This window comes from Mesorhizobium sp. WSM3224 (assembly GCF_000427725.1).
In the GTDB taxonomy this organism is placed as follows: Bacteria; Pseudomonadota; Alphaproteobacteria; order Rhizobiales; family Rhizobiaceae; genus Mesorhizobium.
The window spans coordinates 7501-23222 of record NZ_ATYO01000009.1 but is presented as its reverse complement, the minus strand read 5'-3'; the positions used below and the strand labels follow the sequence as shown (position 1 = coordinate 23222).

General features: G+C 64.2%; 11 protein-coding genes (1 of these 11 running past the window's edge). 9 read left to right on the top strand and 2 right to left on the bottom strand.

Going from position 1 to position 15722, the window contains the following annotated elements; translation table 11 throughout:
• The first annotated feature begins 115 nt into the window (after nt 1–115).
• From YU3_RS0117020 to YU3_RS0116985, 8 genes are all read left to right on the top strand, one after another.
• On the top strand, nt 116–1369 hold the full coding sequence (locus YU3_RS0117020) for an aspartate kinase (protein ID WP_027167378.1): 1254 nt from the start codon (nt 116–118) through the stop codon (nt 1367–1369).
• Between the two features lie 83 nt (nt 1370–1452).
• Complete coding sequence (gene ptsP / locus YU3_RS0117015; protein ID WP_027167377.1) at nt 1453–3720, top strand: phosphoenolpyruvate--protein phosphotransferase; 2268 nt, start codon at nt 1453–1455, stop codon at nt 3718–3720.
• An 8-nt stretch (nt 3721–3728) separates the two neighbouring features.
• Nucleotides 3729–4808 (top strand): peptide chain release factor 1, encoded by a 1080-nt coding sequence (prfA, locus tag YU3_RS0117010; protein WP_027167376.1) that lies wholly within the window; start codon nt 3729–3731, stop codon nt 4806–4808.
• Entirely contained in the window at nt 4801–5670 is an 870-nt protein-coding gene (prmC, locus tag YU3_RS0117005; RefSeq protein ID WP_027167375.1) for a peptide chain release factor N(5)-glutamine methyltransferase, read from the top strand. The genes prfA and prmC overlap by 8 nt, the downstream gene beginning before the upstream one ends.
• A gap of 313 nt (nt 5671–5983) precedes the next feature.
• Nucleotides 5984–7027, top strand: coding sequence for a DUF4167 domain-containing protein (locus YU3_RS36690; RefSeq protein WP_156913499.1), 1044 nt, complete (start codon nt 5984–5986; stop codon nt 7025–7027).
• A gap of 287 nt (nt 7028–7314) precedes the next feature.
• Nucleotides 7315–9921, top strand: a complete 2607-nt coding sequence (gene clpB / locus YU3_RS0116995; protein ID WP_027167374.1) for an ATP-dependent chaperone ClpB — start codon at nt 7315–7317, stop codon at nt 9919–9921.
• Between the two features lie 123 nt (nt 9922–10044).
• A complete protein-coding gene (locus YU3_RS0116990; RefSeq protein ID WP_027167373.1) occupies nt 10045–10410 on the top strand; it encodes an MmcQ/YjbR family DNA-binding protein in 366 nt (121 codons plus the stop codon).
• Nucleotides 10411–10600: 190 nt separating this feature from the next.
• Nucleotides 10601–12142: a L,D-transpeptidase family protein gene (locus YU3_RS0116985; RefSeq protein ID WP_027167372.1), complete on the top strand. Its 1542-nt coding sequence runs from the start codon at nt 10601–10603 to the stop codon at nt 12140–12142.
• On the opposite strand, the gene YU3_RS0116980 is transcribed toward YU3_RS0116985, so the two are convergent.
• Nucleotides 12116–12748, bottom strand: coding sequence for a TMEM175 family protein (locus tag YU3_RS0116980; protein WP_027167371.1), 633 nt, complete (start codon nt 12746–12748; stop codon nt 12116–12118). The two genes, YU3_RS0116985 and YU3_RS0116980, sit on opposite strands and share 27 nt — an antisense overlap.
• A gap of 270 nt (nt 12749–13018) precedes the next feature.
• Between YU3_RS0116980 and YU3_RS0116975 the strand changes: the two genes are divergently transcribed.
• The gene (locus YU3_RS0116975) at nt 13019–14572 is read left to right on the top strand and encodes an MFS transporter (protein ID WP_036258746.1); all 1554 of its coding nucleotides are present in this window, start codon (nt 13019–13021) and stop codon (nt 14570–14572) included.
• Nucleotides 14573–14639: 67 nt separating this feature from the next.
• On the opposite strand, the gene YU3_RS0116970 is transcribed toward YU3_RS0116975, so the two are convergent.
• Nucleotides 14640–15722: the 3' portion of a M23 family metallopeptidase gene (locus YU3_RS0116970; RefSeq protein WP_036258795.1), read on the bottom strand. It continues 897 nt past the right edge of the window; 1083 of the gene's 1980 nt are visible here — the last part of the coding sequence; the start codon falls outside the window, past its right edge; it ends in the stop codon at nt 14640–14642.

Sequence of the window (15722 nt, the reverse complement as noted above, 5' to 3'; positions counted from 1 at the left end):
CTTGCGAAGCCTTGCCGTTTTGGCTAAGGAGGCCGCGCATTTCCGCGCTTGGTCACCCTGGCGTTTCCTCCGGTTCCGGCCTTGAGCCGGCTTCAGTCAAAGGCATTTCGCTTCCATGGCGCGTATCGTGATGAAATTCGGCGGAACCTCGGTCGCCGACATCGCCCGCATCCGCAATGTGGCGCGCCATGTCAAACGCGAGGTCGATGCCGGCCATGACGTTGCCGTGGTGGTCTCGGCCATGGCCGGCAAGACCAACGAGCTGGTCGGCTGGACGCGCGAAGCCTCGCCGATGCACGACGCGCGCGAATATGATGCTGTCGTCGCCTCGGGCGAACAGGTCACAGCAGGCCTGCTGGCGATCGCTTTGCAGAACATGGGCGTCCATGCCCGCTCCTGGCAGGGCTGGCAGATCCCGATCAAGACCGACAACGCCCATGGCGCGGCGCGCATCCTCGACATCGACGGCGCTTTCCTGATCAAGCGCTTCGGCGAGGGCCAGGTGGCGGTCATCGCCGGTTTCCAGGGCATCGGACCGGACAACCGTATCGCGACGCTCGGCCGCGGCGGCTCCGACACCAGCGCCGTAGCGATCGCCGCGGCGGTCAAGGCCGACCGCTGCGACATCTATACCGATGTCGACGGCGTCTACACGACCGACCCGCGCATCGAGCCGAAAGCCCGGCGGCTGGCCAAGATTTCGTTCGAGGAAATGCTTGAAATGGCCTCGCTCGGCGCCAAGGTGCTGCAGGTGCGCTCGGTCGAGCTTGCCATGGTGCACAGGGTGCGTACCTTCGTGCGGTCGTCCTTCGACGATCCCGATGCGCCCGGAATGGGGGATTTGCTCAATCCGCCCGGAACGCTTATTTGCGACGAGGAAGAGATCGTGGAACAGCAGGTCGTCACCGGAATTGCCTACGCCAAGGACGAAGCGCAGATTTCGCTGCGCCGCGTCGGCGATCGCCCAGGCGTCGCCGCCGGCATCTTCGGACCGCTGGCCGAAGCCAACATCAATGTCGACATGATCGTCCAGAACATCTCCGAGGACGGCAAGTTCACCGACATGACCTTCACCGTGCCCTCCGGCGACGTCGACAAGGCGCTTGCCGTGCTGGAGAGGCTGAAACCCGATGTCGGCTACGATGTCGTGCAGTCGGAAGCCGGCATGTCGAAGGTCTCGGTCATCGGCATCGGCATGAGGAGCCATGCCGGCGTCGCCGCCACGGCCTTCAAGGCGCTGGCCGACAAGGCGATCAACATCCGCGCCATCACCACGTCCGAGATCAAAATCTCGATACTGATCGACGGTCCCTACACGGAACTCGCGGTTCGCACTTTGCATTCCGTCTACGGTCTGGATAAGCAATAGCAAGAACTGAGTCAGTTGTTGCGTGAGCGCCGGCCGCGGGAGAAACTGCGGCGGGCAACGTGCCCATTGGAGAAGAAGCCGCGATGCGTGACATGGCCGGCGGCCCGCGCGTTCTGCTCAAACGGCTCCGCGAGCTCATGCAGGAGCCGCTGGAGCCGCAGGAGCGGCTCGACCGTATTGTGCGCGACATCGCCTCCAACATGGTCGCCGAAGTCTGCTCGCTCTATGTGCTGCGCGCGGACTCGGTGCTCGAGCTCTACGCCACCGAGGGTCTGAACCCGAACGCCGTCCACCTGGCGCAGCTGAGGCTGGGGCAGGGCCTGGTGGGCACGATCGCCGCCAGCGCGCGGCCGCTCAATCTGTCCAACGCGCAGGAGCACCCGGCTTTCGCCTACCTGCCGGAGACGGGCGAAGAGATCTACAATTCCTTCCTCGGCGTGCCGGTGCTGAGGGCAGGGCGCACGCTGGGCGTCCTGGTGGTGCAGAACAAGACCATGCGTCACTACCGCGACGACGAGGTCGAGGCGCTGGAAACGACGGCGATGGTGATCGCCGAGATGATCGCCACCGGCGATCTCGCCCGCCTCACCCGTCCGGGCCTGGAACTCGATCTCAGCCGCCCGGCGAGCTTCACCGGCCTTTCCTTCAACGAAGGCGTCGGGCTCGGCCATGTCGTGCTGCACGAGCCGCGCATTGTCGTTACCAACCTGTTCAACGAGGACAGCGAGGAAGAGGTGAGGCGGCTGCAGGCCTCGCTCGGCTCGCTCAGGCTGTCGATCGACGACATGCTGGAGCGGCGCGAGGTCGCCTTCGAGGGCGAGCACCGCGAGGTGCTCGAGGCCTATCGCATGTTCGCCAACGACAGCGGCTGGGTCCGCCGGCTGGAAGAGGCGATCCGCAACGGCCTGACAGCGGAAGCCGCCGTCGAGAAGGTGCAGAGCGACATGCGCGCGCGCATGCTGCACATGACAGACCCCTATCTGCGCGAGCGGATGAGCGATTTCGACGATCTCGCCAACCGGCTGCTGCGCCAATTGATGGGGCGCGGTCCAGAGGATGTCGCCGCCTCGCTGCCCAAGGACGCCATCATCGTCGCCCGCTCGATGGGCGCGGCCGAACTGCTCGACTATCCGCGCGACAAGCTGCGCGGGCTGGTGCTGGAGGATGGGGCGGCGACCAGCCATGTCGTCATCGTCGCGCGCGCCATGGGCATCCCGGTCGCAGGGCAGATGAAGGGCGCCGTTTCCATGGCGGAAAACGGTGACGCCATCATCGTCGACGGCGAGGAAGGCACCATCCATCTGCGGCCGCAATCCGACCTGGAAGCCGCTTACGCCGAAAAGGTCCGTTTTCGGGCCCGGCGGCAGGAGGTCTACCGCGAGCTGCGCAAGAAGCCGTCGCTGACCAAGGACGGGGTTCCCGTCGATCTTCTGATGAATGCCGGCCTGGCCGTCGACCTGCCGCAACTCACCGAATCGGGCGCCGCAGGCATCGGCCTGTTCCGCACCGAGTTGCAGTTCATGGTTGCCTCGACCTTCCCGCGCGCCGAGGCGCAGGAGCGGCTATATCGAGACGTCCTCGAGGCCGCTCGCGGCAAGCCGGTCACCTTCCGCACCATCGACATCGGCGGCGACAAGGTGCTGCCTTACTTCAAGGGCGCGATCCAGGAAGAAAACCCGGCGCTCGGCTGGCGTGCGATCCGGCTGACGCTCGATCGTCCCGGCCTGCTCAGGACCCAGATACGGGCGCTGCTGAAGGCCTGCGGCGGCCGCGAGCTGAAGCTGATGCTGCCGATGGTGACCGAGCTGTCGGAGATCGCGCAGGCGCGCGAGATCATCGACCGCGAAGTCCGGCACCTGTCGCGCTTTGCCCATCACCTGCCCACCAGCCTCAAGCTCGGCGCGATGCTGGAAGTGCCGTCGCTGCTGTTCCAGCTCGACGAATTGATGAAGGCGGTGGATTTCGTTTCGGTCGGCTCCAACGACCTGTTCCAGTTCATCATGGCGGTCGACCGCGGCAATACCCAGCTTGCCGACCGTTTCGACACGCTTTCGGCGCCGTTCCTGCGTGTCCTGAAGACGGTCGCCGATGCCGGCGCGCGCAATCACACGCCGGTGACGCTCTGCGGCGAACTCGCCGGCAAGCCGATCTCCGCCATGGCGCTGATCGGCCTCGGCTTCCGCTCGATCTCGATGTCTCCGGCCTCGATCGGCCCGGTCAAGGCGATGCTGACCGAACTGCCGCTGGAGGAACTGAAAGGCTTCTTCCGGGACAATCTGATGGCACCCAGCCAGTTGCCGATGCGGGCGCTGCTGCAGGCCTTTGCCGACGACCGCTCCATTCCGCTATAGCATCCCACATGATCAACTTGCCCCGCGAGCGTATGGATCAGGTCGTCAAGCGTTTCGAGATGCTCGAAGCGCAGATGTCGGCCGGCCCGGCGGCCGATGCCTATGTGAAAATGGCCTCGGAATATGCCGAGTTGCAGGACATGGTGGCCAAGGTCAGGGAACTGCGCTCTGCCGAGCACGAGCAAGCCGACCTCGAGGCGATGCTCGCCGACAAGGGCACCGATGCCGAGATGCGGGCGCTGGCCGAGGCGGATCTGCCTGGTGTCGAGGAGCGCATCGAGGCGCTGCAAAAGGATATCCAGCTCCTGCTGCTGCCCAGGGACGCCGCCGACGACAAGAATGCCATTCTCGAAATCCGTGCCGGCACCGGCGGCGACGAGGCCGCGCTCTTCGCTGGCGACCTGTTTCGCATGTACGAGCGCTATGCAGCCGAACATGGCTGGCGCTTCGAGACCGTGTCGGCCAGCGATGGCGATGCCGGCGGCTTCAAGGAAATCATCGCCACCATTTCCGGTAGGGGCGTCTTTGCCCATCTGAAATTCGAATCCGGCGTGCATCGCGTGCAGCGCGTGCCGGCGACCGAGGCCAGCGGCCGCATCCACACCTCCGCCGCCACCGTAGCGGTGCTGCCGGAAGCCGAAGAGGTCGATATCGACATCCGCGCCGAAGATATCCGCATCGACACGATGCGGGCCTCGGGCTCCGGAGGCCAGCACGTCAACACCACCGATTCGGCGGTGCGCATCACCCATTTGCCGACCGGCATCATGGTGGTGCAGGCGGAAAAGTCACAGCACCAGAACCGGGCGAAGGCCATGCAGATCCTGCGCGCCCGGCTCTACGACATGGAGCGCAGCAAGGCGGACGAGGAACGCTCGGAGGCGCGCAAGTCGCAGGTCGGCTCGGGCGACCGTTCGGAGCGCATCCGCACCTATAATTTCCCGCAGGGGCGCGTCACCGACCACCGCATCAACCTCACGCTCTACAAGCTCGACAGGGTGATGATGGGCGAGCTCGACGAGGTGATCGACGCGCTGATCGCCGACCATCAGTCGAAGTTGCTTGCCGATATGAGCCTCGATGGCTGATCGACTGCCCGCCGCGCTCGGGCCGCTGCTCAGGGCAGCGCGCGAGCGTCTGGCCGCCGCCGGCATTGACGATCCGGTGCTCGATTCACGGCTGATCGTCGAACATTTCTCCGGCACGACCCGCACCCAGGCCATTGCCGAACCGGGACGGGAGGTGGCTTCCGCGGCGCTTTCGGCCATCGAAGCGGCCCTGAGGCGTCGCGTCGCAGGCGAGCCGGTGCACCGTATTCTCGGCTACCGCGAATTTTACGGGCTGCGGCTGTCGCTATCGCCGGACACGCTTGAACCCCGGCCGGACACCGAGACGCTGGTCGAGGCCGTCCTGCCCTTCGCCAGGACAATTGCCGAGAGGCTGGGCGAATGCCGCATTCTCGACCTCGGCACGGGTACCGGCGCCATTGCGCTGGCCCTGCTTGACGCCGTTCCGGCGGCCACCGCGACAGGCGTCGACATTTCCCTCGACGCATTGGCGACCGCGGCGGGAAACGCCAGGGATCTGGGGCTCGGCGGGCGCTTCAAAGCCTTGCATTCCAACTGGTTCGAAAAAGTTTTGGGCCACTACCATGTAATTGCCTCGAACCCTCCCTATATACCAAGTCGAGACATCGGAAATCTGCAGGACCAGGTCCGCGATTTCGACCCGCGCCAGGCCCTCGATGGCGGTGCGGATGGTTTGGACCCCTACAGGGTCATCGCCGCTGAAGCGGCAGGATTTCTGGAAGCGCAAGGCAAGGTAGCGGTCGAGATCGGCCACACGCAGAAAACCGAGGTAACCGGGATATTCGCGGCAACCGGCTACAGGTTTGCCGGGGCCTATCGCGATCTCGGCGGCAACGACAGAGTTCTGGTGTTCGAGCGTTGAAAGCCCTGATGCAGTGCGAAAAAACCGCTTGGCAACACCGGGGAATGCAGTTAGGGTCCGGCTCAACCGGATGAGACGAAGCAGGCAGTGCTCCCAGCGATTCGGTTTTCCGTGGAAATAGCTGCCTTCTTGCGCAAACGACGCCCAAGCTTCGTGCGGGAATCGTCCGGCAAGTAATGTAACCGGAACAGGATGGCACGTGGCGCCAACGCAATTGATGCGGGCGAACGCCGGTGAAGAGACGAAACGGCTGGCTGCATGAGCGCCTCCGTTCGTGAAGAGTTTTTCGAAAATCCACTATGAAGAGAGTCTAATGAGGCCACAACAGCAGAACAGGCGCATGCGCGGTCGCAACAACAATGGCGGCGGTGGCAACAATAACAACCGCAAGGGACCAAATCCCCTGACCCGCAGTTACGAGAGCAACGGCCCGGACGTGAAGATCCGCGGATCGGCTCAACAGATCGCCGAAAAATATGCCACACTCGCCCGTGACGCGCAGAGTTCCGGCGACAGGGTGATGGCGGAGAACTATCTCCAGCACGCCGAACATTACAATCGCATCATCGCCGCTGCGCAGGCGCAGATGCCGATCCAGAACGCCCAGCAGAACCGCGACGACTTCGACGACGATCTCGATGAGGATCGTGACGAGTTCGATACTGGCGGCAGCAACAACGGCAACACAGAGGCGCCTGCCGCGGCGAGCGGCTCGGGGCCTCAGCCGGTGATCGAAGGCACGCCGGCGGAACTTGCCTACAACCAGGAAAGCGGTCGCGACAACAACCGGCGCGACAATAGCCAGCGCGACAACCGCGACAACAATGGCCGCGACCGGCATCGCGACCGCCGCAACGGCGGCTATGGCCAGAACGGTCCGCGTGGCGAAAGCGGCCAGCGCGGCGAGCATGGCGGCCAGCAGTTCGACCAGAACCGCCGCAATGAGGCACCGGCACAGCCCGAGGCCGCCGGTGAGGCGGGTCCCCAAGCCGAGCAGGCCGCGCCGCAGTTCGACAGTTTCTCGCCGGCCGCGCTTGCCGCCCAGGCCGAGCTCAACGAAGCCGCCATGGACAATGGCGGCGGTCGCCGCCCGCGCCGCCCGCGCCGCCCGCGCGGCAGCAATGGCGAGCAGGCCGACCAGCCGCAGAGCGCGAGCCCCGAAGGTTCAAGCTCCGAAAATTCAGGCACCGTAAATTCGGGCGAAGAGCGAAACGCGGCGAACGATAGCAATGACGTGGCGCCCAAGCCCGCCCAAGAGGCGAACCCGGTAAGCGAGCCGGTCGCCAGCGAGCCGGCGCCGGTCGCCAGTGAAGCCGCGGCTCCCGGCGAGCCTGTGGCTGCCGACGCGAACAACTGATCCAGACGCCCTTTCAGGCATTGCGGACGGCGGAGAGCATTCTCCGCCGTTTTCGTTTTTGCCGGCGTTGGAATAATATGATGCGGCTGAGACCGGAAGCAGAGCATGATGTCGTCCGAAAACCGCTTCGCACTTTTTCGGCATCATGCTCTTGCCGGACATCTTGAGGGTCTGCCGCCCGCGCCCCATATCTCGCCAGGAAACAGGGCCCGGCTCTTTTGAGCGGGCCCGTCACCGCAATCTGATCCGGTGCCGCAAAGCGGGCCGGTGATGGAAGGAGACAAAGAATGAATCTTGAAAAATACTCGGAGCGCGTGCGCGGCTTCATCCAGTCCGCGCAGACCATGGCGCTCTCGCGTAACCACCAGCAATTCACCCCCGAACATATGCTGAAGGTGCTCGTCGACGATGACGAGGGCTTGGCTGCGTCCTTGATCGAGCGTGCCGGCGGCAATGTCCGCGACGTCAAGCTGGGCGTCGAGACGGCACTCGAGGCCATGCCCAAGGTCGAAGGCGGCAATGGCCAGCTCTATCTCGCCCAGCCGCTGGCCAAGGTGTTTTCGACCGCCGAGGACCTAGCCAAGAAGGCCGGCGACAGCTTTGTCACCGTCGAGCGGCTGCTGCAGGCGCTGGCCATGGAGAAATCGGCCAAGACCGCCGACATCCTGTCCAAGGCAGGCGTCACCGCGCAGGCGCTCAACCAGGCCATCAACGACATCCGCAAGGGCCGCACCGCCGATTCGGCCAGCGCCGAGCAGGGCTATGACGCGCTGAAGAAATATGCGCGCGACCTCACGGCCGATGCCCGCGCCGGCAAGCTCGATCCGGTCATCGGCCGCGACGACGAGATCCGCCGCACCATCCAGGTGCTGTCGCGGCGCACCAAGAACAACCCGGTGCTGATCGGCGAGCCGGGCGTCGGCAAGACGGCAATCGCCGAGGGCCTGGCGCTGCGCATCGTCAATGGCGACGTGCCGGAATCGCTGAAGGACAAGCAATTGATGGCGCTCGACATGGGCGCGCTGATTGCCGGGGCCAAATATCGCGGCGAGTTCGAGGAGCGGCTGAAGGCCGTGCTCAACGAAGTCACGTCGGCCAGCGGCAACATCATCCTGTTCATCGACGAGATGCACACGCTGGTCGGCGCCGGCAAGGCGGATGGCGCGATGGACGCGTCGAACCTGTTGAAGCCCGCGCTGGCGCGCGGCGAGCTGCACTGCGTCGGCGCGACCACGCTCGACGAATACCGCAAGCATGTCGAAAAGGACGCCGCGCTTGCCCGCCGTTTCCAGCCCGTCTTCGTCGACGAGCCGACGGTGGAAGACACGGTTTCGATCCTGCGCGGCCTGAAGGAGAAGTACGAGCAGCATCACAAGGTGCGCATCTCCGATTCCGCGCTGGTGTCGGCGGCGACCCTTTCCAACCGCTACATCGCGGACCGCTTCCTGCCGGACAAGGCAATCGACCTGGTCGATGAGGCGGCGTCCAGGCTGCGCATGCAGGTCGATTCCAAGCCGGAAGCGCTGGACGAGATCGACCGCCGCATCATGCAGCTCAAGATCGAGCGCGAGGCGCTCAAGGTCGAGACCGACGATGCATCGAAGGACCGGCTGGCTCGCCTCGAGAAGGAACTTTCCGGCCTCGAAGAGGAATCGACCGAGATTACTTCGAAATGGCAGGCCGAGAAGCAAAAACTCGGTTTGGCGGCCGACCTTAAGAAGCAGCTTGACGAGGCGCGCAACGAGCTCGCGATCGCACAGCGCAAGGGCGAATTCCAGCGCGCCGGCGAGCTTGCCTATGGCAAGATTCCGGAGCTGGAGAAGAAGCTGAAAGAGTCCGAGGCCCAGGATGGCAAGGTCGGTATGGTCGAAGAGGTGGTCACGCCCGACCATGTCGCTCATATTGTTTCGCGCTGGACCGGCATCCCGGTCGACAAGATGCTGCAAGGCGAACGCGAGAAGCTCCTGCGCATGGAAGACGAGATCGGCAAGCGCGTCGTCGGCCAGGGCGAGGCGGTGCAGGCGGTATCCAAGGCCGTGCGGCGCGCCCGCGCCGGGCTGCAGGATCCGAACCGGCCGATCGGCTCGTTCATGTTCCTTGGGCCGACCGGCGTCGGCAAGACCGAGCTCACCAAGGCGCTGGCCAGCTTCCTGTTCGACGACGAGACGGCGCTGGTGCGCATCGACATGTCGGAGTTCATGGAGAAGCACTCCGTCGCCCGGCTGATCGGCGCGCCTCCCGGCTATGTCGGCTATGAGGAAGGCGGCGCGCTGACCGAAGCGGTGCGGCGCCGGCCCTACCAGGTCGTGCTGTTCGACGAGATCGAGAAGGCGCATCCGGATGTGTTCAACGTGCTGCTGCAGGTGCTCGACGACGGCCGCCTGACCGATGGTCAGGGCCGCACGGTCGACTTTCGCAACACGCTGATCATCATGACGTCCAACCTCGGCGCCGAATATCTGGTCGGTCTCAGCGACGACCAGGATGTCGATGCCGTGCGCGACGAGGTGATGAGCGTGGTGAAGGCCTCGTTCCGGCCGGAGTTCCTCAACCGCGTCGACGAGGTGATCCTGTTCCACCGGCTGCGCCGGCAGGACATGGACCGCATCGTCGAGATCCAGCTCAAGCGGCTGGAGAACCTGCTTGTCGACCGCAAGATCACGTTATCGCTCGATCATGACGCGATCGAGTGGCTGGCGGCCAAGGGCTACGATCCGGCCTACGGCGCCAGGCCGCTGAAGCGGGTGATGCAGAAGGAACTGCAGGATCCGCTGGCGGAGAAGATCCTGCTCGGCGAAATCCTCGACGGTTCGACCGTCAAGGTCACGGCGGGCTCCGATCGGCTGAACTTCCGCTCGAAGCCGACCGTGGTGGCGACGGAAGCCGCGGCCTGACCACGGGCATGTTGGAATGAATGCAAGCGCGTCGCATCGGACAGGTGCGGCGCGCTTTGCCATTCTTGGTAGCCGCGCATAATCAGGTGCTGATCCAGAACGGCTGGGAAAGGGAGGGCCTCGATGGAGCTTGACGACTATAACGGCTTCTGCGCTTCGCTGCCGGCGACGACCCACGTGGTCCAGTGGGGCGGCGCCCATGTCTGGAAGGTCGGTGGCAAGGTGTTTGCCATTGGCGGCTGGAACGACGGCGGTCAGTTGTTCGTCACATTCAAATGTTCCGAGATGGGCTATGACGTACTGAAGGATCAGCCCGGCTGCCGGCCGGCGCCCTATCTCGCCTCGCGCGGCATGAAATGGATCCAGCGCCAGACAAGCCAAAGCGTGGATGATGAGGCGCTCAAGGATTATCTGCGCGAGAGCCATCGCCTGGTCGTCCTGAAGTTGACCAAACAGGCACGCAAGGAATTGAGGCTTGCCGCGTCTTAGGGATTTTATGCATGTCGTTCTCGCAAAACCGCGGCACACTTGCGCGACATGCATTAGCTGATATTTCCCAAGGTACCGGAAAGCCGCCATCTTCATGCCCGCTTCATGTTGGAACCTTAATCCGGGTAACTGGTTTGCTGGCGAAAGATTCGCCCGCCAGAAGCCCAGTCGACCGGAGAGCTTGACCCCCATGCTGCGCTTGATCTTCTCCCTTTCGGCACTCGCGGCCGGGCTGGTGTCTTCCAGTGCGTTCGCCATGCCAGGCGTGGACGGCGGGCAGGGTTCGCGCCCGGCCGAGCGCGGGGCGCTGATGCTGGCGCAGGAAGGCAATGTCGATATCTACTACGACGCCAGGGGCAACCGCGTGCTGGTCGATGCCGACACCGGCAAGGTCATCGCCATCCAGCCGCCGGGCAGCAGGCTGGACCGCCGCGCGCTTCGCCGGCAGATGCGCATGCAGGAACTCGGCCGCGCGCCGGTTGAGAATGACGACCGCTATTATCTCGACAATCCCGAAGACATGGCTCGCTTCCGCCGGCGGCAGCTGGAGGAGAACGGCCGGGTCATCCCGCCGCCGGTCGACGAATATGACCCCAACGGCGGCAATTCCGTCGATGCCTATCCGCCGGTGCCCAACAATGATGAAGGCTACGCCACCACTTATCCGGAGGCGCCGAAGTCGGACACCATCAAGCGCCAGCCGCTGGACGAGGCGTCGATCGATCCGGAGCAACCTGGCCAGGGGGAACTGCTGCAGACCAATCCTGACGCCCAGGCGTCATTGCCGCCGAACACAGGAGGCAAGGCCACCGTCGATCCGTCGCTGTCGCTTGGGGTGCGCCAGGACGTTGCGGCGCTGCAGGTGCTGCTCGATCGCGGCGGCGCTTCGCCGGGCGTCATCGACGGCCGCTTCGGCTCGAATGTCGACAAGGCGCTGGCCGCCTACAACGAAATAAACGGCACCAATTTGAAGTCGACCGATGCGGTCGGCATCCAGGCAGCACTTGCCCAGTCCGGCGGCGATGCCTTCGCCTCCTATACGATCACGCCGGAAGATGTCGCCGGCCCTTACGTCGCCTCGATCCCGGAAGACTATAGCCAGAAGGCCAGGCTCGACCGCATGGGCTACACCTCGGTCACCGAGGCGCTGGCCGAGCGCTTCCATATGGACGAGAACTATCTAAAGTCGACCAACAAGGGGGTGGACTTCAATCGTCCCGGCACGATCATCAAGGTCGCCAATTTCGGCAAGCTGGTGTCGACGCCGGTGGCGCGCATCGTCGCCGACAAGACCAGGAAGGAAGTCTTTGCCTATGATGCCGGCGGCAAGCTGGTCGCGGCCTATCCGGCCACCATCGGCTCGGCCGACACGCCGTCGCCGACAGGCATCCACACGGTGTCGCGCATCGCGCTCGACCCGAACTACACCTACAACCCGAGCATCAATTTCAAGCAAGGCCAGAACGACAAGATCCTGACCATCCCGCCGGGGCCGAACGGCCCAGTCGGCTCGGTGTGGATCGCGCTCGACAAACCGACCTACGGCATCCACGGCACGCCCGACCCTTCCAAGATCGGCAAGACCGAGAGCCATGGCTGCGTGCGCTTGACCAACTGGGATGCGCGCGAGCTTGCCAAGCTGGTGTCGCCGGGCGTCACGGTGGAGTTCGTCGGCGGACCAACAATCGCGGATGTCGGCGGGACCTCAACCGATGAGTTTACGCAGCAGTGAGGCGCGCGGCGCCGCGGCATAGATGAGCTGCACCAGCAGGATGAAGACGATGCTGAGCAGCGGCGCGATCAGGCAAAGCGCTGCGCCGACCGCCCAGAGGATCTGCGCCTTGACGATGCGATTGTAGACGGTGCGGCGTGTCTCGGCATCGACGTCCTCGGCGATCATGCCGTTCCTGTCGGCATACCACCAGCTTGAAATCAGCGTGGCGCCCAGCATCAGCAGGTTCAGCCAATAGACCAGCACCGCGACCCTGAATTCCAGAAAATCGGCAAGCAGGTCGGTGGAGAAGGGCAGCAGCGCGATGAAGGCAAGGAAGCACAGGTTGAGCGTCGCGAGCCGGCGGTCCGATTTTGCGATCAGGCCATGCTGCGCCTGCTGGCCGAACCAGAAGATCGTCAGCGTCAGGAAGCTCAGCGCATAGGTCAGGAATCGTGGCGCAAGCGCCAGGATCGCGGCAAGCAATTCGCTTTCCGAATGCACTGCTTCATGCGACGGCACCCTGATCTCCAGCACGATCAAGGTGAGGGCGATAGCGAAGACGCCGTCGGTTATGCCGACGATGCGTCCGCGTCCTTCCGCCGACGGTTCGAGCGGCCGCTTCATGGCTTCCCCCTTCACGCATAATGGCGGAACCTAGCACGCGATTGGCGGTTTGCATCAGGATTGGTGCTCCACCTCGCCATGCGGCTAGAGCCGGATGATTTCAGGTCGAATCGACCTGAAATCTGAATCCGCCTCTAAATCAAAGATAGAGCATGATGTCGTCCGAAAGCTGCTTCACACTTTTCGGCATCATGCTCTGTCATCTGGTGTCAAGAACAGCGATGTTCTGGCTTGTTGTTGCGCCCACGACAGGGGGCTAAGCAGAGATCCATGTCATCCGCGAACGAAACCACTGCTGATTCGCATCCGCCCGCGCGCGCGAACGGCACGTTCTGTCCGCAGACGCGGCGAAAATTCGTGCTGGTCGCGGCGATCCTTGCCTCGGCGCTCGGCTTCATCGACGGTTCGATCCTGGCGATAGCCATGCCGGCGCTGCGCGCGAATCTCGGCGCCAGCCTGGCGGAAGCGCAGTGGATTTCCAATGCATATGCGCTGACGCTCTCGGCGCTCATCCTGGCGGGCGGCGCTGCCGGCGACCGGTTCGGGCTGCGGCGCGCCTTCGTCACCGGGATCGCGCTGTTCGTCGCCGCTTCGCTGGCCTGCGCGGTCGCGCCCGATCCTACGGTGCTGATTGCATTCCGTGCCATCCAGGGCGTCGGTGCGGCAATCATGGTGCCGGGCAGCCTCGCCATTATCGCCAAAGCCTATCCGAAGAAGGAACGCGGCAGGGCGATCGGCATCTGGGCTGCCGCATCGGCCTTGACCACTGCGCTTGGGCCCGTGCTGGGCGGCTTTTTCCTGTCGACTTTCGGCAACGGGGTCTGGCGCGCGATCTTCGCCATCAACCTGCCGCTCGGGCTGATCTCGATCTACATGCTGCTGGCCAAGGTGCCGGCCGACGAACCGACCGAAAAGCGCAGCCTCGATCTCGGGGGTGCGGCGCTGGCGACGCTTGCTTTCGGCTTGCTCGCCTACGGGTTGACGGCGATGAATGCCGAAGGCGCCGGGTCAATGTCGGGCCCGGCGATCGTCGCCGGCGTGGTCCTGCTTTTTGTCTTCATCTTTTATGAGCGGCGGCGGCGCGACCCGATGATCGATCTCGGCCTGTTCCGGATCAGAGCCTTTGCCGGCGCCAACCTGGCGACGTTCTTCCTCTATTTCGCGCTGTCGGCCAACCTGTTCTACCTGCCGATGCTTCTTATCGCCGGCTGGAGACTGAGCGAGGCCGAGGTCGGCTTCATCTTCCTGCCGCTGTCGGCGTCGATCGCGCTTTTATCCGGACCGGCCGGCCAGTGGTCGGATCGGATCGGTCCGCGTTTCCCTATCGCCAGCGGCAGCATGGTCGTCGCCATCGCCTTCGCCGGCCTCGCCTTGCTTGCCCATTTCGGCATTCATGATTTCTGGATCGGGACCTTTCCGCTGATGACGGTGATGGGGCTTGGCATGGCGCAGGTCGTGTCGCCGCTGTCGACCGCGGTCATGACTTCCGTGGAAGACAAGGATACCGGGGCCGCGTCCGGCATCAACAATGCGGTCTCGCGCGTCGGCGGCCTGATCGCTGTGGCGGCGATGGGTTCGCTCGCGGCGATCGTCTATGCGCGCATGACCGGTGGCATGTCAGGCGTTCCCGGTTTTGGCGAGCCGGCGCCGGCCGGACTGGCCGCCGATGTCGATGCGGCGAGAGTTGCGGCAGGCGATTCGGCGTTTGCCGCGGTTGCGGCGGTCACGACGCTGCTTTGCCTGCTGTCGTCGGCCATCGCGTGGTTTACGGTCCCCGGACAGGCGTCGCCTTGGCCGCGGCAGTCAAATGATTCAATTGATTAGAGCGGTTCTGACGCAATTCCGGACGGAAGGTTACGGCCAAGGCGCCGAGCAACTTTCCGGCAACTGCTCAGTTCGGAAGCTGCGATTCAGTCTTGGCGCTGGCAACCTTCAGCGAGTTGCCGTCTTCCTGCTTCAAAAGATCGTCGATGCGCTCGCGCTCGCGCTTGAAGGCGACGAGGTCGTCGCCCTTGAGCACCTTGCCGACCGGCAGGCGCACGCGCATTGAATCGACCTTGGTGCCGTTGACGATCAGCTCGTAATGGAGATGCGGGCCGGTCGAGAGACCGGTCTGGCCGAGATAGCCAATGACCTGGCCCTGGCGGACATGGACGCCCGGCTCGATGCCTTTGGCGAATGCACTCTGGTGATTGTAGGAGGTCTCGTAGCCATTGGCGTGGCGCAGGATAATCTGCTTGCCGTAGCCACCGGCCCAGCCGGCCTTCTCGACGACGCCATTGCCGGCGGCAATGATCGGCGTGCCGATTGGAGCGGCCCAGTCGGTGCCGGTATGCATTCGGACGTAGCCGAGGATCGGGTGCCTGCGGGCGCCGAAGCCGGAGGTGAAACGGCCATTTGGCAGCGGGTTGCGCAGCAAGAACTGCTTGGCGCTGCTGCCGTTTTCGTCGAAATAGTCGGTGCTGCCGTCCTGCATCTGGAAGCGGTAGAAATTGCGCGTCTGCCCACCGAAGGTCGCCGAGACGTAGAGAAGCTCGGAATTGTCGGAGGTCTGGTCGTCGCCATCCGGCTGCGAGAACAGCACCTCGAGACGGTCGGAAGGCGAAAGCCGCGACTGAAAATCGACGTCCGAGGCGAGCAGCTTGATCAGCTGTTGCGTCATCGCTTTCGACATGCCGTAGGAATAGGCGGTCCGGTAGATGCCGTCATAGACATTGGGCAGGTTGCCGCGCACCACGACGGGTTGCGAATCGTCGAACGCCGTCAAAAGCTCGGGATTGGGCTCCGGTTCCTGCGCCGGCACGTACTGGCCGCGATCGTCGAGCGCGATGGTGACGATATGCGTGGTCTTGTCGTAGACGCTGGTGCGCACGACCTTGGCGACGTCGCCGCGCACTTCAAGGCCGACGCGCAGCACCGTTCCGGCCTTCAGCGCCGGGGCGTTCAAGAGCCTGCTGATCGCCTCCGCCATGCC